Genomic DNA, 20,216 nt, shown 5'->3' on the forward strand with positions numbered 1-20,216 from the left:
AACTATGGAAAATCAGGATTATCGCGGCTGACATCCACCACGAAATCGTCTTGCAGAAAATCGCGGCCGAGGAGTAGCGGGTATTTCATATCGGAACGATCGTTGAGCGAAACGATTGTTTCCTTCTCGATGCCGTGGCAGATCAATCTCATGCGAACGCGATAGCGAAGGTCAGTGCCAGAGGCATTGCGAATACCGGAGTAGCCGAGAATCTTGGCCGTGAGCCAGTGCGGTTGGCCGTCCGCGCTTTCCAAGAGAAAGCGAACCTGCTTGTCAGAATTTTCGGCGGGGTCGTCGGCTGGATCTTCTACTTCAATCTGTCGGCAATGCAGCGAGGAAATGGCCGCGCCGGTATCGACGCGGGCTTTGAGGACTGTTCCTGAAATGGGTTCTGTCACATCGGCGGTGGCACCGAGCGTGACTTTGCGTGGCGCGATCGTTGCGATTAACAGCACCGCCAGCGCGAATGAACATGCCCCCACGATGGCAAGGCGCCGGCTGTTGGCGTGCGTGGGCCTGGTCGGTGGGGGCGGTTGTTCTTGCATGATGGTATTTTGGATAGAGCCATCAAAAATCACAAACGGTGCCACCGCCTGCTGAAGCAGGCTCGCCAACGGCTACTTCGTCGAAAACTTGAAAACGGTTTGGCTTTCGTAGTTTTCGCCTGGATTCAAAATCGTGTCGGGGAAACCGGGTTGGTTGGGGCTGTCGGGGTAGTGTTGGGTTTCAAGGCACAACCCGCCGCGGTGAACGTACGTCTTGCCGCTTTTGCCTTTCAAGTTGCCGCTGAGGAAGTTGCCGCAATAAAACTGCACGCCGGGCTCGGTGGTGGTGATTTCCAACAGTCGGCCCGATGTGGGTTCGTAGAGAGTGGCCGCGAGTTCCAGTTCGCCGCCGCGCTTTACGCGCTTCAGCGCCCAGTTGTGGTCGTAGCCGCCGCCGAATTCGAGTTGCTCATTGTCTTGCTCGATGTCGCGGCCAATGGCTTTCGCTTCGCGAAAATCAAACGGGGTCCCTTCGACCTCTGCAATCTCGCCGGTGGGGATCATTGTCGCATCGACGGGGGTGTACTTGTCGGCATTGATCATCAATTCATGATCGAGGATCGTGCCCTCGCCTTCACCCTTCAGATTGAAATACGCATGCTGCGTGACGTTGACCGGCGTGGCCTTGTCGGTCGTGGCGGCGTAGTCGACGACGATTTCGTTGTCGTCGGTCAGTGTATATGTCACGGTGACTTTGAGATTGCCGGGATAGCCTTGCTCGCCATCTTTCGCAAGATAAGAGAGCTTCACACCGTTGTCACCCACGACTTCCGCATCCCATACGACTTTGTCAAAACCAATCGTGCCGCCATGCAGGCTGTTGGGGGGATTATTGATCGGAAGCTCGTACTCTTCGTCACCGATGGAAAACTTGCCTTTGGCGATGCGATTGCCGTAGCGACCCACGACGGCGCCGAAATAAGGCTTGTCGACCGCGTTGATGTAATCGGCCACATTGTCGTAACCGAGTGTGACGTCGGCGAACTTGCCATCGCGGTCGGGAACTTTGATTGAGGTAATAATCGCACCAAAGTTTGTGACACCGACCTCCATTCCCGCAGAGTTCTTCAGAGTGAATAACTCGATTTTGTCAAAGTCCTCGACCGTGACTTCGGCTTGGGTGAAACCGGAGAGTGAAACCAACAGTGTCAAAGCGAAAAGGAAACGTATCACGGCAACTCCTAATAACTCAGCGAGCTTAGATCAGACACAGGAAGAGATCGAAAAAAGTGTGACTTGAATTTAACGGTCGGCCGCCGCGTTGGCAACAATCGTCAAAGTTTCATGAAAAGCGCATCGGTGGTGACTTCGGTTGCAGGGACCATTTTTTGCGCCGGATATTGGCTTCCGTTCTCTCGATTGTCATTAGATAATGAGGATTCGCGGTTTTCGTGCCGCGCGTTAGTAGGAAATGATTGAAGGACTCGTTGAAGTTCTTTGTCAACTTGTCTCACAATTCGGAATATCAATTTTCAGAGGCCACGGATCAGCCATGAAACAATATGCCATCGGAGTCGACTACGGAACCAACAGCGTGCGGGCGCTGGTCGTCGACATTGCCACGGGTGAAGAAGTCGCCTCGGCGGTCTATGATTACCCCAGCGGCGAAGCGGGGATCTTGTTGGATCCAAGCGACCCGAACCTCGCGCGGCAAAATCCTGCCGACTATATCGAGGGCTTTTTTCAATCGGTGGGCCAAGCCGTAAAGGAGGCGGGTGCGAAGTCAGGGTTTAGTTCCAACCAAGTCGTGGGGATCGGCGTCGATACGACCGGTTCCACACCGATTCCAGTTGATAAAAGTGGCAAGGCGCTCGCCACGCTCGATAAGTTTAAGAATGAACTCGCCGCGCATGCTTGGCTGTGGAAAGATCACACATCGCATGCCGAGGCCGATGAAATCACGCGCAAGGCGAGCGAAGGCAACTATCCCTACTTGGCCAAGTGTGGGGGGACGTATTCTTCGGAATGGTATTGGTCGAAAATTTTGCATTGCCTACGAACCGCGCCGCACGTGGCGGAAGCGACTTATTCATGGGTCGAGCTGGCCGACTTTGTTCCGGCTTATGTTACTGGTAACACCGATCCCGACAAACTCGAACGCGGTATTTGCGCGGCCGGGCATAAGGCGATGTACCACGAAGAGTGGGAAGGTTTGCCGAGTGCCAAGTTTCTGGATTCGCTTGAGCCAGGGCTGTCGCGGTTCCGTTATACGACGAAAGCTGTCGCTTCGAATCATAAGGCGGGTGAGTTAACTGCCGAAGTCGCGGCGAAGGTGGGTCTGCCGACGGGGATTCCTGTTGCCGTGGGGGCGTTCGATGCCCACATGGGTGCGGTGGGTTCCGGTTGTGGTAAGGGAACGCTCGTGAAGATCATGGGCACCAGCACTTGCGATTGCATGCCCGCGCCGATGACCGAGAAACTTCCCGATGTACCTGGGCTGTGTGGCATCGTGCCCGAATCGATTATGCCAGGAATGTATGGCCTCGAAGCAGGGCAATCGGCAGTCGGTGACATCTTTAATTGGTTTGTGAAGCGCCTCACGCCGGCGTCCTATGGTAGTGAGGCAGAAGCTCACGGGAAGCTGACCGAAGCCGCCGCGAAATTAAAGCCGGGGGAATCCGGCTTGGTGGCACTCGATTGGAACAACGGCAATCGCACGGTGTTGGTCGATCCGTTGCTCACAGGGCTACTTATAGGGCAAACTTTGCACACGACCGCGGCAGAAGTTTATCGCGCGCTGATTGAGGCCACGGCGTTTGGCGCGCTGACGATCATCAATCGCTTTGAAGAATATGGTGTGACGGTCGAGCAGGTGATCAACTGTGGTGGCATTGCTGAAAAGAATCCGCTGGTAATGCAAATTTACGCCGACGTGTGTGCCCGACCGATGAAGATCAGCCGCTCGGCACAAACGTGTGCTTTGGGGGCGGCAATCTTTGGTGCCGTGGCGGCGGGGGCGCACCCTTCGGTGGAAGCCGCGCAAGCCGCGATGACGGGAGTAAAGGAAACGGTTTACGAACCGATTGCCGCGAACGTGGCCGTCTATCGCGAACTCTACAAGATCTACAAGACGCTGCACGATGCGTTTGGCACGAAAGAATTCACGGGCTCGCTCGCTGGCGTGATGAAAGATTTGATCCGCATCCGCGAGCGCGCACGCAAGGGAGCAGGTCATGCTTGAGGCACTCAAAGAACAAGTTTGTCAGGCGAATCTCGATCTCGTGGCCCAAGGTTTGGTGACGCTCACTTGGGGGAACGTCAGCGGATTGAGCGAAGATCGTCAGTATGTCGTGATCAAAGCGAGCGGTGTGGGTTACAGCCAGATGCGGCCCGAGCACATGGTCGTCGTTGATTTGGACGGCAAAGTTGTGCAAGGGGAATTACGACCGTCCAGCGATACGCCCACACACGTGCTGCTTTACAAAGCTTTTCCGCGTGTGGGGGGAATCACGCATACGCATAGCCGTTATGCTACGATGTTCGCGCAAGCTCGATTGGAAATTCCTTGCCTGGGGACAACCCACGCAGATCACTTTTATGGTGCCGTGCCCGTGACGCGACCTTTGACCGAGCAAGAAGTCGCTGATGCCTATGAATCCAACACGGGGCATGTGATTGTCGAGCGGTTTGAGAAGCTCAATCCCAACGCGATGCCAGGTGTTCTGGTGGCAGGCCACGCGCCATTCGCTTGGGGAACGTCAGCAGCTAAATCGGTGGAGAATGCCGTCGCGCTCGAAGCGGTGGCCGAGATAGCATGGGGGACGCGCATGTTGGTGAACCCTCCACCTGAACTCGAACCTTATGTTTTAGAAAAACATTATCAACGCAAACATGGGCCGGATGCTTATTACGGCCAGCGCAAGCGATAAGACTTGAGAAAGCAAATATGATTGATCTCAAAGAATATGAAGTTTGGTTTGTCACCGGCAGCCAGCATTTGTATGGCGTGGAAACACTCAAGCAAGTTGACCAGCATTCACACACAATTGCCAAAGCACTTAATGAGTCGAGCGAAATCCCCGTGCGGGTGGTGTTCAAGCCCGTGCTCACGACGCCCGATGCGATTCTCGAAATCTGCCAGGAAGCCAACAGCGCGAACAAGTGCATCGGGCTGATTACGTGGATGCATACCTTCTCGCCGGCGAAGATGTGGATCGGCGGGCTGAGCGTGCTCAACAAGCCGTTCGTGCATTTGCATACGCAGTTCAACAATGAAATTCCTTGGGCGACGATCGACATGGACTTCATGAATTTGAACCAATCGGCCCACGGCGGCCGCGAGTTTGGTTTCATGTGCAGCCGGATGCGCTTGCCGCGGAAAGTCGTGGTCGGGCATTGGCAAGAAGAACGTGTGCACCGCGAATTGGGAATCTGGACCCGCGCTGCCTCGGCAAAAGCTGATGCACGGACAGCGAAGATTGCCCGCATTGGCGACAACATGCGCGAAGTGGCGGTCACGGAAGGTGACAAAGTCGCCGCGCAGTTGCAGTTCGGTTATGCGGTCAATGGTTATGGTTTGGGCGATCTCGTCGAACACGTGAACGGCATGAGCGATGGTTCGGTCGACGCACTGTGCGACGAGTATGACGCAACTTATCAAATGGCCCCTGCCCTGTTGGCCAAGGGGGAACGGCGGCAATCGCTGCGCGATGCGGCTCGCATTGAGTTGGGATTACGTTCGTTTCTCACTTCGGGCGGTTTCGTGGGATTTACCGACACGTTTGAAAATCTGCACGGTTTGAAACAGCTTCCCGGCTTGCCGACGCAACGATTGATGGCCGACGGATATGGCTTTGGTGCGGAAGGCGATTGGAAGGGCGCGGCGTTGGTGCGAAGTGCGAAAGTCATGGCGGCGGGGCTCAAAGGAGGCACGTCGTTTATGGAAGACTACACCTATCACTTAATCGGCGATGAATCGTTGTGCTTGGGCTCGCACATGCTCGAAATTTGCCCAACGATCGCCGACGGCAAGCCGTCGTGCGAGATCCATCCGCTGGGGATTGGTGGCAAGGAAGACCCCGTGCGGTTGGTGTTCAACACGCCGGCTGGTCCGGCAGTGAATGCGGCGTTTGTCGACATGGGGAATCGCTTCCGGATGGTGCTAAGCGAAGTCGATGTTGTCGCGCCCAAGAACCCGCTCGAAAAATTGCCGGTGGCACGAGCCTTGTGGAAGCCCCGACCGGATTTGAAGACCGCGGCGGCGGCATGGATTTATGCCGGCGGTTCGCATCATCCCGTGTTTAGTCAGGCACTCACCACGGAACACTTCGAGGACTTTGCCGAGATGTGCGGCGTGGAGTTTTTGGTGATCGACGCCGACACGCGGATTCGCGAGTTCAAGAACGTCATTCGTTGGAACGATGCCAGCGGTGTTTATGATCGGAAGTTTTAGGACTGACTTCAGCGCATGATCGAAATCAATAAAGAATTACGGGCTGCCGATCTGTTGCCACGACTAGAGATTTTCTGGTCAGCGTCGGCTAATTGCATTCGCTCGATTGAAAAAAGCTGCCCGCCTGGTTCGGCTTCACCCGTGTTTACGGTCGCTGGAAAATACACCGCCAAAGGTTGGACCGAGTGGACGCAAGGATTTCAATACGGATCTGCGGTTCTGCAATTCGACGCCACGGGCGATGAAGAGTTTTTGGAGCTTGGTCGGCGGCGAACCGTGGACGTGATGGCTCCCCATTTGACTCACGTGGGGGTACACGATCACGGTTTTAATAATGTCAGCACCTATGGAAATCTCTGGCGGCTGATGAATGAAGGCTGCTTGCCGGAGAATGCCTGGGAACGCGATTTTTATGAACTCGCGCTTAAGGTCACCGGAGCAGTCCAGGCTGCGCGGTGGTCGAACACGTCACCGGCGGCGGCGGGCATTGGGTATATCTATTCGTTCAACGGTCCGCAATCGCTGTTTGTCGATACGATTCGCTCGTGCCGGGCGCTGGCGGTCTCGCATCAGTTGGGTCACGCGCTGATGGGGGAACGCGACCAGAAGATCAGTCTGCTGCAACGACTGGTGGAACACGCGACGAACACGGCCAAGTACAACGTGTGGTACGGCGAAGGCCGCGATGCGTATGACATTCGCGGCAGAACGGCGCACGAGTCGGTGTTCAACACCAACAACGGCGACTATCGTTGCCCTTCGACGCAGCAAGGCTACTCGGCGTTCAGCACTTGGACGCGCGGCTTGGCTTGGGCGATGGTTGGTTTTGCCGAAGAATTGGAATGGCTGGCCACTCGCACGGATGCTGAACTTGAATCCGTGGGCGGCCGCGCTGGTGTCGAAGAGATTTTCTTAAAAGCGGCGCGGGCAACTTGTGATTTTTATCTGGAGTACACGCCGGTGTGTGGCGTGCCCTATTGGGACACCGGTGCGCCGGGGCTCGCGCACATGGGTGATTATCTCGCGCGACCGGCGGAGCCATTTAATAACTTTGAACCGGTGGATAGCTCGGCGGCGGCGATTGGCGCGCAGGGTTTGTTGCGACTTGGGAATTTTCTCATCGCTCGCGGCGAAACCGAAAGCGGGAATCAGTATCGGCAGGCGGCGTTGACTGTTGCGAACACGCTGTTTTCTGATTTGTATCTTTCGAGCGATGCGCAGCACGAAGGATTGCTGTTGCACTCAGTTTATCATCGGCCCAATGGCTGGGACTCTATTCCACCAGGCCAAAAAGTGCCATGCGGCGAGGCATGCATGTGGGGCGACTATCATGCCCGGGAACTGGCACTGATAATTCAGCGTGAAGCCACGGGCAAACCGTATTACACGTTCTTTGGACCAACGAAGTAACATTTGTCATGGCTGTATCAACAAAAAAAGTGGCGCTGGTAACCGGTGGGACACGCGGAATCGGTCTTGGCATTTCGCAGCAACTCGCGCGAGATGGTTTTAGCTTGGCTGTAAATGGCCGCCGTGCAGAGGCTGATGTTGCGGAAGCGGTTGATGCACTTAAGAAACTAGGTGCTGAGGTGCTTTACTGCCAGGCAAATGTTGCTGATGCGGCGGATCGAGAACACATGGTGACGGCGATTCGCAACAAGTTCGGTCGACTCGACGTCCTGGTGAACAACGCTGGTGTGGCTCCCGACGTGCGGGCCGATTTGCTGGATGCCACGGAAGAAAGTTTCAATCGGTTGATCAGTATCAATCTCCGCGGGCCGTATTTCCTTACACAGCTTATCGCGCGGTGGATGATCGAGCAGCATCAAGCCGACAGCAAGTTTGCTGGCGTAATTGTCAATGTTTCATCGGTAAGCGCGACCGTGGCCTCGGTCAATCGCGGCGATTACTGTATTAGCAAGGCGGGGGTTGCCATGGCCACACAGTTGTGGGCGGCGCGACTCGCGGAGTATGGAATCCAAGTTTACGAAGTCCGCCCCGGCGTGATTCGCACCGACATGACGAGTGGCGTCGTTGAAAAGTATGACAAGCTGATTGCCGAGGGGCTCACGGTCGATCCACGCTGGGGAACGCCGGAAGATGTGGGCCGCGCGGTGGGAGTGCTCGCACGCGGCGAGTTGGCTTATGCGACAGGGAACGTGATCATGGTCGACGGTGGTTTGACTTTGCCGCGGTTGTAGCGGAACATCTAGCCGGACCGCCACGCGGTCCGGGCTATTTAAGTTAGTGAACAACCGGATCACGTTGCGATCCGGCTAGGTTAGGAAAAAATGTTGACCATACGGCTTTGTGTTTTCTTTTTTGTGCTTTCACTGACTGCCGCAACAAGTAGCGCCGCGGACGTTGAACTCTCAGCCGGTGACGTGACTCACCCCGTCGGGACGATCTTCGAAATCCCCGCGCCGCCGGAAGTCGATGCGAAAATCAAGACAGTCACGCTCATCAACGAAGAGGGTGCGCGACTGATCGTGCAGCGTGATCCGTCGAATCCGTCGCGGCTGCTGGGGATTCTCGACAAAGTGTTGCCCGCACATGAAACACGCAAGTATCAGATGACGATCGACGCGGCACTCGAGGCTTCCACGCCGCAGGTGGAATGTCTGCCCAAAGGCAAAGATTATGAAATCACCGTGCACGGCAAGCCGGTACTGCTTTATAACGCTGCGCTGAAAGAGTGTCTTGTCGAAGGCTTCGCGGAGTGTCGACGAAGCGGGTTTATTCATCCTGTATATGCGCCGGATGGCACGATTGTGAGCGACGATTTCCCGCCCGAGCATCCGCATCAACATGGCATCATGCTCGCCTGGGTCGATAGCGTCTTTCGTGGTAAGCCAATCGATTTCTGGAACTCGATGAAGCAGCAAGGCGTTGTCGAGCATTTTGCCGTGGTGGATATGCTCAACGGCCCCGTGTTCGGGGAACTCAATGTAGAACTTAAACATTCGCAAATTATTGCGGATGGCAAGAATGAACCCGTGTTAGAAGAAGCGTGGCGAATTCGCGTGTTTAATTCGGTCGATCCCCACGTGATTGAAGTGCGATCGACGCTCAAATGTGCGACGGATGATCCGCTGCATCTCAATGAATATCACTACGGCGGGATGGCCTTCCGCGGCGCGCGGATTTGGTCGTTCGGCAAGGCCGAGTTTCTCACGAGCGAAGGTAAGGACCGCGAAAGTGGCAACCACACGCGGCCGCTCTGGACGGCGATCACCGGTGATGTCGAAGACAAAAGCTACACCGTGGCGGGGATGGAGTCGGCGAAGAATTTTCGCTTTCCCCAGCCCGTGCGGTTGCATCCTGACATGCCGTACTTTTGTTGGTCGCCGTCGGTATTGGGCGAGTTTGAGATTGTTCCCGAAAAGCCGTTTGTTTCTGAATATCGCTTCTTCGTGTTCAACGGTGGCGCGGATAAGGGACGGCTTGATGAATTGCAGCGCGAGATGGCGGCGCCGTTGGTCGGGACTTTGGTGGAGTAGTAGATCAACGCGTGTACGGCAGCGGGACGCTGCCGGCTAACGTTTGGTTTCAAGTTGTTGTCCGAGCCACGCGAATGCTTCGTCTTGCATTTCCACGTTGAACACGTGTGGCACGTCCCAAAGTTTGGTTTCCAGTTTGCCGCCCGCGTTTTGTGATTCCCAGACCGCTCGCATTTTTTGAAAGGCTGTTTCCACCGCGGGGACGGGATAGATCGTGTCTTGGCGGCCGTTATAAAACAGCATCGGCTTAGGGCAGGCGATGCTCGCCACGTCGGGCGTGTCGAGCGAAAGCGACAACCCGGGATGCAGCATTGTGAATGACGATTGACCTTGTGTGATGTTGGTGCCGGGAACCATCAGCTCGGGGAGACTTGCCATCGAACAAAGGCAGAGACCCGCCGCAATGCGCTCCGACATCGCGGCGAGATGCCATGTGCGATTCGATCCCATCGAGAAGCCAAGTGCCGCGATTCGTTGGGGATCAACTTCGGGTAGTGAAGCCAGGAATTCGGCGGCCTGGAGGTCTTCCTGTGAAATTAACCCTGCATAGCTGATCCCCATTTGCATGAGATTCGACGCGAGGGCTTGCTGGTTTTCGTAGCCTCCTCCGCCGCGGTCGGACCAATTGAGGGCATCGGTCGCCAGACAAACATAGCCACGCCGGGCGAGTTCATCGCCAACAAAACGACCGCCGTAGCATTTGTCGGCATACTTTTCAGCCAGGGCGAGTTTTTCATTAGGCACCTCCCATGGCCGTACCATTTTTTCTTTGCCGATTCGGAACTCAGCACCATGGTCGTGAAGCAATAGAACGGCCGGAAATGGCCCTTCTCCTGCCGGGACCAGCAAGTAGGCGAGCACTCGGCTATCGCGCGAGATATTAAAAGCAACTTTTTGCGACGTGTAACCATCGTACTTTTTACTGGCGAGGATTTGTGGTTCAAAGTCTCGAACAGGCAACGTGGACAACCAGCTTGCGCGGACTTTGTCTTGTGCTTCACGGCGCCACGTATCAAACGATTTACCATGCTGTTGGGGCCAAGCCAATGGAAAATCGAGCCGATTGGTCATGGACTCGTAAAAAATTGGGAGCTTGTCGGCGACACCCACGGTTTGATAAGCGGACTCAGCCAATACCGGCAGGGTCAGCAGTGATGACAGCAGTAGGACGTGCAAATTCATTTGAAATATCTAGCTCTTGATGTGAACTCGGACATTGAACGAGGTCAGTTATCTTGAATGTAAGTAACTTTCCGCCTTTGGCAATCATGGTAAACTGACGGTACGGATTTCTTTTCTTCGCTTTGCCAAACGTACTCTACGATATGAAGCACTTTGTTTGGCTCTTATTGCTTTGTTTTGCGCTAGGCCTAGTCCGCTATGCTTCAGCCGAGGACGTGCAGTGGCCGGAGATCACTCAGACGGCGAAGCCGTGGACGCGGTGGTGGTGGCATGGGTCGGCGGTGGATCGCGAAAATATTACGCGGTGCTTGGAGGAATACGCTGCCGCGGGGTTGGGGGGCGTCGAGATCACTTGCATCTATGGCGTGAAAGGGACCGACGACCGGCAGCTCTTGTATCTTTCGCCGGATTGGTTGGACGCGGTGACCTTTGCTGTTGGGGAGGCAAAGCGGTTGGGAATGGGAGTGGATTTGCCGCCGGGTTCGGGGTGGCGGATGGGTGGGCCGGATGTAATGCTTGCTGAGAGTGATGCTGTGTGGGAGAGCGCTAAGCCGCGAGCGGCTTTGTTGGGTGAAAAAGTGAAACGGCCTGCGCCTGGGGGTGAGGGTTATACGATCAATCCGTTTTCGCGGGATTCAGTCGAGCGCTATCTCAACGCCTGGGGGAAGAAAACTGCGTCACTACCCAACGATTTGATTCGGGCGTCGTTTCAAGATTCGTTTGAATATGATGGCGATTGGAGTGATCGACTGCTTGTGAAATTTGCTCAAGCACGCGGCTATCGATTGGAAGATCATTGGCAGGAACTCGCGGGTGAAGGCGACCCCGAGACGGTCGCGCGGGTGAAAGGCGATTACCGCGAGACGCTCAGCGATTTGGTGCTTGAGGAATTGATCGTGCCGTGGGTGGAGTGGTCGCATGGGCGCGGGCAACTCGCGCGGAATCAGGCCCATGGCTCGCCGGGGAATTGGCTCGACTTATACGCGGCCAGCGATATTCCCGAGACGGAGTCGTTTGGCCGCTTGGAGGATGATGACGCCCATCCGCTCGTTCAGAAGTTTGCGAGTTCCGCGGCGCATGTGGCTGGCCAGAATTTGGTGGCCGCGGAAACGGGGACTTGGCTCGACGAGCATTTCCATGTGACGTTGGCCGAGTTGAAAGAGCGGATCGATCAGCAGATGCTCGCGGGAGTGAATCACGTGATCTATCACGGCACGGCGTATTCACCCGTCGAGGCTGTGTGGCCGGGGTGGTTGTTTTATGCGTCGACGCAACTGAATCCACAGAATCCAATCTGGCGAGATTTGCCAGCGCTCAACGCCTATGTTGCTCGCTGTCAGGCGATGCTACAAGCCGGTGAGCCGTCGAATGATTTGCTCGTGTATTGGCCGATTTACGACGTGTGGCACGATGCGAAGGGCTTGCGGAAGGATTTTCGTGTTCACAACTCCAAGGAATGGTTTTTCAATCAGCCGATTGGCCAAGCGGCTGAATACCTGGATAACATGAGAAACAGTTTTGATTACATCTCCGATCGTCAGCTTGAAAAGTGTGAAATAGTCGGCGATCAGATCAAAACTCCAGGATCCAGTTATCAAGCGATCTTGATTCCCGATGCCGAGCATATGCCGACGGCGACGCTGGTGAAGCTCAAGGAACTCGCCCAAGCGGGCGGCCGTGTTCTGTTTTGGAGAGAGTTGCCGGCGAGCCCACCGGGATTATTGAATGCGGGCAAGGAACGTGAGTTTTCCAACGCAGTTGCTGGCATCGAGAAGCTTGTTCAAGTGAACCCCAATTTTTCGGAACTCCTCAGCAACGCGAATATCATGGGCGATCGCACGGGACTAAAAATTATTCGCCGCAAGATGCCGGATGGTTGGTGCTACTTCGTAAAAAACACTTGGGATCAAGAACGCGACGAAACATTTGCCCCGACGTATGCGTGGGAAAGTGCCGTGCTGATGAACCCGCTGTCTGGCGAGATTGGCGAACCAGAAATCAAGGATGGTTTTATTCGCGTGCAACTTGCCCCGAACGAAACTCTCTTTGTGCGAACTTTTGATCAAGAAGTGAGCGCCGAGCCTTGGCAGTATCAGGAACTCGATGACAAGCCCTTGGTGGTTGATGGTGAGTGGGGCGTGAGGTTTGTTGCTGGTGGACCCGAGTTGCCGGAAGCGTTTCAAACCAGCCGGTTAGCAACTTGGACGCCACTTGCGGGGGAAGCTGGATCGAAGTTTGCTGGGACCGCCGCGTACACAATATCCTTGCCGCGATTAAGGTCCGGAAGATATTTGCTCGATTTGGGGCAAGTGGCCGACAGTGCACGAGTGTTTCTTAATGGGAGGGAATTGGGCGTGTTGTTTGCCCCGCCGTTTCAAATTCCCATTGAAATTACTGAAGCAGACAACACGTTAACCGTGGAAGTCACCAATGTGGCGGCGAATCGGATTCGCGATTTGGATCGCCGCGGTGTTGAGTGGCGAATCTTTGAGGATATCAATTTTGTGGGGATCGATTACAAGCCGTTTAATGCGTCGAACTGGCCGGTGCGCGAGGCCGGACTGCTGGGGCCGGTGACGCTTAGTGAGCTGAACGATTAGTTACGATTATTGACGGATTATTTCGCCCAATCGGCAGAGTGTGGCGCAATTGTGCTATGTAACGCGTGACAAATTCTGATCTCGCGCAAATGAAAACATACGCTGCGTTTTCGAGGGTATTTTTCTCGGCCGTGCGTCTGGAATTGCAGTAGTCGGCCTATTACAGTGGTGAATTACGAATCACCCGCCAAGTTTGCTGGCGGTGCTTTTCTTATTGTTCTTCTCTGAATCGACGGAAAGGTCATTCATGGAATCGCTTGATTGGATTGTGATCGCTGGTTACTTCGCGCTGTTGTTGGGGGTTGCCTGGTGGGTGATTCGCAAAAGTAAGAATACGTCCTCTGACTTTTTCCTGGCTGAGAAGAGCCTGGGCTGGTTTGTTGTGGGGGCTTCGATCTTTGCCTCGAACATCGGCTCGGAGCATTTGGTTGGCCTGGCAGGCTCGGGTGCCACCGACGGCGTGGCCTTGGCCCATTACGAACTGCACGCTTGGTGTTTGTTGGTCTTGGGTTGGGTCATGGTGCCGTTCTATGCCCGGTCTAAAGTCTTCACGATGCCGGAGTTTTTGGAACGTCGTTTTTCACCCGCCTCGCGGTATGTGCTGTCGATCATTTCGCTGGTGGCTTATGTGGTTACCAAAATTGCCGTCGGGATTTTTGCCGGTGGTGTTGTGTTTGCGGTATTGCTACCGGAAATGCGACTTGGGCCACTGGATAGCTTTTGGCTGGGTTCGATTTTGGTGCTGGCCTTCACAGGCATTTACACCACGCTCGGTGGGTTTCGGGCTGTGGCTTATACCGAAGCACTGCAAACTTTTATTCTGATCCTTGGCTCGGCGATGGTGACCTATTACGGTCTGGAAAAAGTTGGCGGGTGGGGTGAGCTGCGCGAAACGGTGGGCAGTGAGATGTTCAATCTCTGGAAGCCGATTGTCCCCGAGGGTTTGCCGGTCGAATGGTCGCCGGTTGAAACCCACAACGACCAAGGGGAGTTGACGAGCCAAGCCTGGTACTTCAATGGCAACTATCCCTGGTTGGGAATGTTGTTGTGCGCGCCGATTATCGGTTTGTGGTATTGGTGTACCGATCAATATATCGTGCAGCGAACTCTGGGAGCGCCCAACGAAACCGAGGCACGACGCGGCAGCATTTTTGCCGGCTACTTAAAGCTTTTGCCGGTATTTATCTTTATCGTGCCGGGGTTGATTTGCTGGGCACTGATTCTGAAATCGAGCACGGGGGAAGTTCAGGACATGAACTTCGCCGAAATGTTGGTTCCGGAAGAATCAATCAAGATCGCCGAAAGCGGCAAGGCGTTTCCGATGATGGTCAAAAACGTTTTGCCGGTGGGAATGCGCGGATTGGTCGTGGCCGGTTTATTGGCGGCACTCATGAGTTCGTTGGCCGGCGTGTTCAATGCTTGTTCGACATTGTTCACGATGGACTTGTACAAGAAAAGGTATCCGCAGGCGTCCGAGCAACAGTTGGTGCGTGTTGGGCGTATAGCAACCGTCGTGATGGTGCTTGTCGGATTTGCTTGGATCCCGATAATCCAAGGCTCGAAAGGCCTGTACGACTACCTGCAATCCGTGCAGGGCTATCTGGCCCCGCCGATTTTTGTGGTGTTCTTTCTGGGAATCTTCTGGAAGCGGCTCAACGCCCAGGGCTGTCTGGCAGCGCTGGTCGTGGGGTTTGCACTTGGGGTATTCCGCTTGGCGGTTGATACGCCTCCCAAGATTTGGGCTGACTTCCAATACATGGAAGGTTCGCTGCTGTGGATTGTTAACAAGATTTACTTTCAGTATTTCAGCTTGCTGATCTTTTTGGTGAGCGCTGCCGCGATGATCATCGTGAGCATGCTGACGCAAAAACCCGATTACGAACGCATCTCGGGTTTAACCTTTGGCACGCTCTCAGAAGCGGATCGAAGCAAAACCCGCGCGAGTTGGTCTACGCTCGACATGGCAGCATCGGTGGGTTTGCTCGTCATTATCTTGGCAGCTTATGTGTATTTTACTGGGTGAGAATTGTTCATTGTCAGGAGGTCTTGATGGCTTGTCCTCGAGTATGGCTTTTTGGCTTGATCGTAATCGCACTCACAACGATATCTTCAAAAGCTCAAGCTGAAGAGAAGCCGGCGCCGGGGCCAACTCTCACTTTCGAGCAGATCCCCTACGAGCCTTCGGCTGAAAATCTGGCCGCGCGGGAGGCGTTTCGCGACGACGAGTTTGGCATCTTCATTCACTGGGGCGTCTACAGCGTGCTGGGGCGTGGCGAATGGGTGATGAACAACGAAAAAATTCCGGCGGCGGAGTATGAGAAGCTCGCCAAGGAGTTCAATCCCACGAAGTTCAACGCGGCGGAGTGGGTGTCGCTCTTCAAAAATGCCGGGGCGAAGTACATCGTCATCACGTCGAAGCATCACGATGGCTTTGCGATGTTCGCTGCCGAGACGGGGGATTGGGACATCACAGATCGGACCGAATTTGGCCGCGATCCGTTGAAAGAACTTGCCGAGGAATGCGCCAAACAGGACATGAAGTTGTTCTTTTATCATTCGCACTTGGATTGGCATCATCTCGATTACTTTCCTCGTGGGATGACGGGCCACGGATCGAAGAGGCTCGACGGGGGCGACTTTGAAAAGTACTTGCAGTACATGGACGGTCAACTCGCCGAGTTGTTGGGCGGTCGGTATGGCAAGATCGGCGGCATCTGGTTCGATGGTTGGTGGGATCAGCAATCGAAAAGATTTGAAGGCACGAAGGAGGCCGATCCCAAGGCGACGCGACTCGATTGGCATTTGCGGCGAACTTACGATTTGATTCACAAATTGCAGCCGGCCTGCCTCATTGGCAACAACCATCACGTCGAGCCGTTTGCGGGCGAAGACTTTCAGATGTTCGAGCGCGATCTGCCCGGCCAGAATAAAGGGGGCCACAGCCCCGACGCGGTGATTGGCAAGTTGCCGCTTGAAACCTGCGACACGATCAATGGAGCGTGGGGCTACAACGCCGACGATAAGAACTTCAAATCGCCGAAGGAATTGATTCACTATCTCGTGCGGGCGGCGGGAAATAATGCGAACTTCTTGCTGAACGTCGGCCCCAAGCCGGATGGCACGATTGATGAAGAATCGAGCCAGCGACTATTGGCGATTGGCGAGTGGATGAAGAAGAATGCCGCGTCTGTGCGACCCACGCGCGGTGGACCAGTGAAGCCACAAGCGTGGGGTGCCAGCACACGGCATTGCGACACGATCTATTTGCACATTCTTGAGACGAATGGTGCAGTGGATGGTTGGCTCAAACTAACGGGAACCGAGGGAATGGAGGTTGATGAACTTTCGCACTTCCCTGATGGCAGTGCAGTACAAATTCGTCGAAACAGCAGGGGAGAGCTAGAAGTGAAACTCCCCGTTCAACGAGATGATATAGACATCATTCTGACGGGTAAAAGTCCGGCCTAATCCCTGGTTTGTAAACAACCAGAGGTGATGCTTAGCGTTCAATGATTGGTCGATCTCAGTCCAATCCATGGTCAGTCTACATTAGGTGTTTCGCAACTGGCTTTATTTGAACCAGCAATTGGCAGTCAGATGGTTGCACAAAATTCGAGCTTACACAGTACTTACGCATAGTTTTGTACGGTAATTGGACAGTTCAGCCAACTCGGTGCGAATTTCCATCTTTTTCCAATAATCGGCTCAGCTTTTGCTAATCCGAACCGTGCGCGAGTGTCGTATCTCTCGTAGTGCGTTTGAGGGGCAAGTAACTTTCTGCGCTCAGCAATGGTCGCTTCTTGACCATTTAATCTTAAGAATTTCATCAGTGAGGGTGTCTACTGACATGAAGAGAACATTATTTACGCTTCTTAGCGTAGGCTTGTTAAGCCTATCAACATCTGCGTACGCCGTGACGATTTACGGCGTGTCTGAAATTGGCGGCCAAACACTCGTGAGTTGGGATTCTGCTAACCCGACCGCTCTTCTTAATGGCTACAACATCAGCGGCCTGCAAAACAACGAGACGATCAAGGGGATCGATTTTCGTCCCTCGACCGGTGTCTTGTATGCTTTGGGAAGCACGAGTCGGCTTTATACTGTTGACGTGAACAGCGGTATGGCCACGGAAGTGCCACCCCCTGGCGCCTTCACTCCGACCTTGAACGGCTCGAATTTCGGCTTCGATTTCAATCCCGTGATTGATCGCATTCGCACCGTGTCGAACACGCGCAAGAATTATGTTCTGAATCCCAACGACGGCTCGGCAACCGGCGTCACGGATTTGTTCTACCCTGCAGGTGATCCTAATTTTGGTGTTTTCCCGAACGTCGAGTTCTCGGCCTATACAAACAGCTTCAATCCTGCTCCGATGACGACGCAGCTCTACGGTATCGACTCGAACCTCAACATCCTGGTTACCCAAGCCAATTCGGCGGGAACTTTGGGAACTGTTGGTTCACTGGGCGTCGACGTCACAGCCGTAGGTGGATTTGATCTCACGGGAGCAAATGTCGCTTACGCAGCACTGCTGCCCGCCGGTGCGTCTCAGTCACGGTTCTACAGTATCAATCTGCTGACTGGTGCCGCCACGGATTTGGGTGTTATCGATGGTGGTTTGATCATTGGCTCGATGGCGGTTGGCCCTGACGGGCTTGTCCCGTTCGTGCCCGAGCCAACCTCAGTTGTTTTGCTAGGTATCGCATTGGTCGCTTCCTGCGGACGCCGGCGTGCCTAAGTAACAAATTCTTAGGGCATTTTAAACGGGCTCGACATTGCGTCGGGCCCGTTTTGTTTTGATAATCTCAAAAAATGTTGAGCTTGGAGCATCCGTTGTGGTTTGAGGTTCGTAGTCCCACGGGGGTGTTCCGTAAGTTGCGTTAAGGGTTAATCTTTTTCGTTCGCAGGTCGTCACATCTATGTCAGATGCGAACACTACTACCCTTGATACCGAGAGCCGTGGCGGATTGTTCGTCGTGGCGGTGGTTTTCTTGAGCTTGGCGTTCTTGGTGACGCTGGGGATTCAATTCGCTTGGTCGCGATTTGGGCCTGTCCCCTCAGCCAGAAATCTGGAAGCGGTCAGTTCCAAGCAAATCGTGCAGCCTAAGCCCAACTTGAGTCCCGACCAAATCGTGGAGCTTCAGCTCAAGGGATTGGGTGAGTCCAACCCGGCGGCGGGGATCATGCAATGTTTCGCGTTTGCCTCACCGGGGAATAAGCAATCGACGGGGCCACTCTCTCGCTTTGCGATGATGCTGGAAAAGCCGCCCTACGATGTTTTCTTGCACCGTCATTTGTTGCTGATTGGCAGACCGGCGATCACGGGCGAGGAAGCCGCGGTCATGGTCACGTTGCTCGACGAGCATAATGAAATCCGCGTGTTTCATTTTCATCTCACCAAGCAATATGGCGAGTCGATCGAAGGCTGCTGGATGACGGAAGCCGTGTATCCTTTGCAGCAAATCACGACGCCAGCCATAGGACAAGAGCCCACTGTGTGGCGATCGCCTCAACAGGATGGAACGCGCTGCGGATGGTGGGCCCACTATGGATAAGCCCGATCCCACCTCGAAGGCCGGTGAAGTGCATCTCCCGGGATCTTTGCCGACAGACGACAAGTGTCAGCAAGACATTGCCTGGATGTCGGCTCTGCGGCATGGGGACGAAGCCGCGTTCTTGGGACTCTATCATGCCTACGGCGACCGCGTGTTAGCCGTGTGCTTGCGCGTGTTGCACGATCGGCAACTTGCCGAGGATGTGCTGTCAGAAGTTTTTTGGGAAATTTGGCGGCATCCTGACCGCTATGAAGCATCGAGAAGCACTCCGCAGACGTATCTCTTAATGGTGGCGCGCAGTCGGTCGATCGACCGACTGAGGGAAATCGCGCGCAGGGCACGTGTGTTGAACGCGGCGACCGAGTCGGCGCGGGACGGCGACGGAATATTCCCAGACATACCGCCTGAAGCTGGCTTAGTACGCCAAGAGCAGAACCATTTGGTTCGCACGGCACTCGACCATCTCGAGGACAATCAACGGCAGGTTTTAGAGTTAGCATTTTTTGGAGGTTTAAGTCATCAACAGATTGCCAAGCATTTGGACTCGCCGTTGGGAACGGTCAAGAGTCGCATACGGCAAGGCTTGATTCATTTGCGCGCTAAACTTTCATCCACCTTTCCAGAGCGGTTTCGATCATGAAATGCCATGACAGCAGGGAATTGCTGATTGAGTATTCGCTGGGTCAACTCGATCCGGCGCGAACCAGTGAGGTGCGTGCGCATCTCGCGAAAGGATGTCCTGTGTGTGCTGAACAATTAGCTGAGATTCAAAACTCGTGGGCGAGCTTGGCGGCCGGCTTGGAACCGGTGTCTCCTTCTCCCGGGGTCGAGCAGAAATTGTTGGCGATGATTCGCGGAGAAATCGCGCCACCGGTTGAGGTTACGAATCGGCAGGAGCATCGCGAACGATCGCGCTTGTTGGCTTATGTTTTGGCGGCATCACTTGTCGGTATTGCCACGGGGGTCGTGGTTTGGAATTTCACACCGTTGGGAACTCAGTCTACGGGACGCGATGTCGTCGTTGCCCCGGCAGATGCTTGGGGAGCGCCAGACGGGAGTGCTGATAAACCCGGTTTTCAAACTGTGGCGCTCGAGCCTATCGCCGAGCAAAAGGGTGTTCAGGTGGCAATTGTCATGAACCAAGCCACTCGGCAATGGCATGTGATTGGCTCGGGGCTTCCGGAAGTTGCCACGGATGAGCATTATCAGCTTTGGTTGGAAACTAAGTCAAAGCAATTCTTGCCCGTCGAGCAACTCACGGTCGATCACAAGGGCCACGGCGGCGTGATCATTGATTTGCCGAAGGAGCACGCGAATCAGTTGGCGGGGGTGTGGCTGACGGTCGAGAAAGTCGAAGAACCAACGCAACCCTCGCAGCAAGTGTTATTTCACGCCGCGATCAAATAAAGATGTGACTCGTCTGGTCGCCAGCCGCGGACTAC

16 protein-coding genes are annotated in these 20,216 nt (G+C 54.7%); 13 read left to right on the forward strand and 3 right to left on the reverse strand.

What is annotated here, in order from left to right; genetic code table 11:
* Positions 1-2: 2 nt before the first annotated feature.
* Complete coding sequence (locus SH678x_RS08850; RefSeq protein ID WP_496922537.1) at positions 3-545, reverse strand: ATP-dependent zinc protease family protein; 543 nt, start codon at positions 543-545, stop codon at positions 3-5.
* 72 nt (positions 546-617) lie between these two features.
* The gene (locus SH678x_RS08855) at positions 618-1,718 is read right to left on the reverse strand and encodes an aldose epimerase family protein (RefSeq protein ID WP_496922538.1); all 1,101 of its coding nucleotides are present in this window, start codon (positions 1,716-1,718) and stop codon (positions 618-620) included.
* A gap of 319 nt (positions 1,719-2,037) precedes the next feature.
* Here SH678x_RS08855 and SH678x_RS08860 point away from each other — a divergent pair, with 319 nt between their 5' ends.
* From SH678x_RS08860 to SH678x_RS08885, 6 genes are all read left to right on the forward strand, one after another.
* The gene (locus SH678x_RS08860; RefSeq protein ID WP_496922539.1) at positions 2,038-3,726 is read left to right on the forward strand and encodes a ribulokinase; all 1,689 of its coding nucleotides are present in this window, start codon (positions 2,038-2,040) and stop codon (positions 3,724-3,726) included.
* A complete protein-coding gene (gene araD / locus SH678x_RS08865; RefSeq protein WP_496922540.1) occupies positions 3,719-4,414 on the forward strand; it encodes an L-ribulose-5-phosphate 4-epimerase AraD in 696 nt (231 codons plus the stop codon). Before SH678x_RS08860 ends, araD begins: the two co-directional genes overlap by 8 nt.
* A gap of 17 nt (positions 4,415-4,431) precedes the next feature.
* Entirely contained in the window at positions 4,432-5,937 is a 1,506-nt protein-coding gene (araA, locus tag SH678x_RS08870; protein WP_496922541.1) for an L-arabinose isomerase, read from the forward strand.
* 15 nt (positions 5,938-5,952) lie between these two features.
* On the forward strand, positions 5,953-7,347 hold the full coding sequence (locus SH678x_RS08875) for a glycosyl hydrolase (protein ID WP_496922542.1): 1,395 nt from the start codon (positions 5,953-5,955) through the stop codon (positions 7,345-7,347).
* 8 nt (positions 7,348-7,355) lie between these two features.
* Positions 7,356-8,138 (forward strand): 3-ketoacyl-ACP reductase, encoded by a 783-nt coding sequence (locus SH678x_RS08880; protein WP_496922543.1) that lies wholly within the window; start codon positions 7,356-7,358, stop codon positions 8,136-8,138.
* Between the two features lie 90 nt (positions 8,139-8,228).
* The gene (locus SH678x_RS08885) at positions 8,229-9,437 is read left to right on the forward strand and encodes a DUF6807 domain-containing protein (RefSeq protein ID WP_496922544.1); all 1,209 of its coding nucleotides are present in this window, start codon (positions 8,229-8,231) and stop codon (positions 9,435-9,437) included.
* A 36-nt stretch (positions 9,438-9,473) separates the two neighbouring features.
* On the opposite strand, the gene SH678x_RS08890 is transcribed toward SH678x_RS08885, so the two are convergent.
* A complete protein-coding gene (locus SH678x_RS08890) occupies positions 9,474-10,619 on the reverse strand; it encodes a dienelactone hydrolase family protein (protein WP_496922545.1) in 1,146 nt (381 codons plus the stop codon).
* A gap of 143 nt (positions 10,620-10,762) precedes the next feature.
* Here SH678x_RS08890 and SH678x_RS08895 point away from each other — a divergent pair, with 143 nt between their 5' ends.
* The 7 genes from SH678x_RS08895 to SH678x_RS08925 all read left to right on the forward strand — a co-directional run bounded on the left by SH678x_RS08895 (position 10,763) and on the right by SH678x_RS08925 (position 20,181).
* A complete protein-coding gene (locus SH678x_RS08895; protein ID WP_496922546.1) occupies positions 10,763-13,219 on the forward strand; it encodes a glycosyl hydrolase in 2,457 nt (818 codons plus the stop codon).
* Between the two features lie 247 nt (positions 13,220-13,466).
* Positions 13,467-15,242 (forward strand): sodium:solute symporter, encoded by a 1,776-nt coding sequence (locus SH678x_RS08900; RefSeq protein ID WP_496922547.1) that lies wholly within the window; start codon positions 13,467-13,469, stop codon positions 15,240-15,242.
* Positions 15,243-15,268: 26 nt separating this feature from the next.
* Entirely contained in the window at positions 15,269-16,687 is a 1,419-nt protein-coding gene (locus SH678x_RS08905; RefSeq protein ID WP_496922548.1) for an alpha-L-fucosidase, read from the forward strand.
* A gap of 379 nt (positions 16,688-17,066) precedes the next feature.
* A complete protein-coding gene (locus SH678x_RS08910) occupies positions 17,067-17,957 on the forward strand; it encodes a DUF4394 domain-containing protein (RefSeq protein ID WP_496922549.1) in 891 nt (296 codons plus the stop codon).
* Positions 17,958-18,138: 181 nt separating this feature from the next.
* On the forward strand, positions 18,139-18,774 hold the full coding sequence (locus SH678x_RS08915; protein ID WP_496922550.1) for a hypothetical protein: 636 nt from the start codon (positions 18,139-18,141) through the stop codon (positions 18,772-18,774).
* A complete protein-coding gene (locus SH678x_RS08920; protein WP_496922551.1) occupies positions 18,767-19,414 on the forward strand; it encodes a sigma-70 family RNA polymerase sigma factor in 648 nt (215 codons plus the stop codon). The genes SH678x_RS08915 and SH678x_RS08920 overlap by 8 nt, the downstream gene beginning before the upstream one ends.
* A complete protein-coding gene (locus tag SH678x_RS08925; RefSeq protein ID WP_496922552.1) occupies positions 19,411-20,181 on the forward strand; it encodes a hypothetical protein in 771 nt (256 codons plus the stop codon). Before SH678x_RS08920 ends, SH678x_RS08925 begins: the two co-directional genes overlap by 4 nt.
* Positions 20,182-20,216 lie beyond the last annotated feature (35 nt).

The sequence above is a fragment of the Bythopirellula superficialaquae genome (assembly GCF_059632245.1).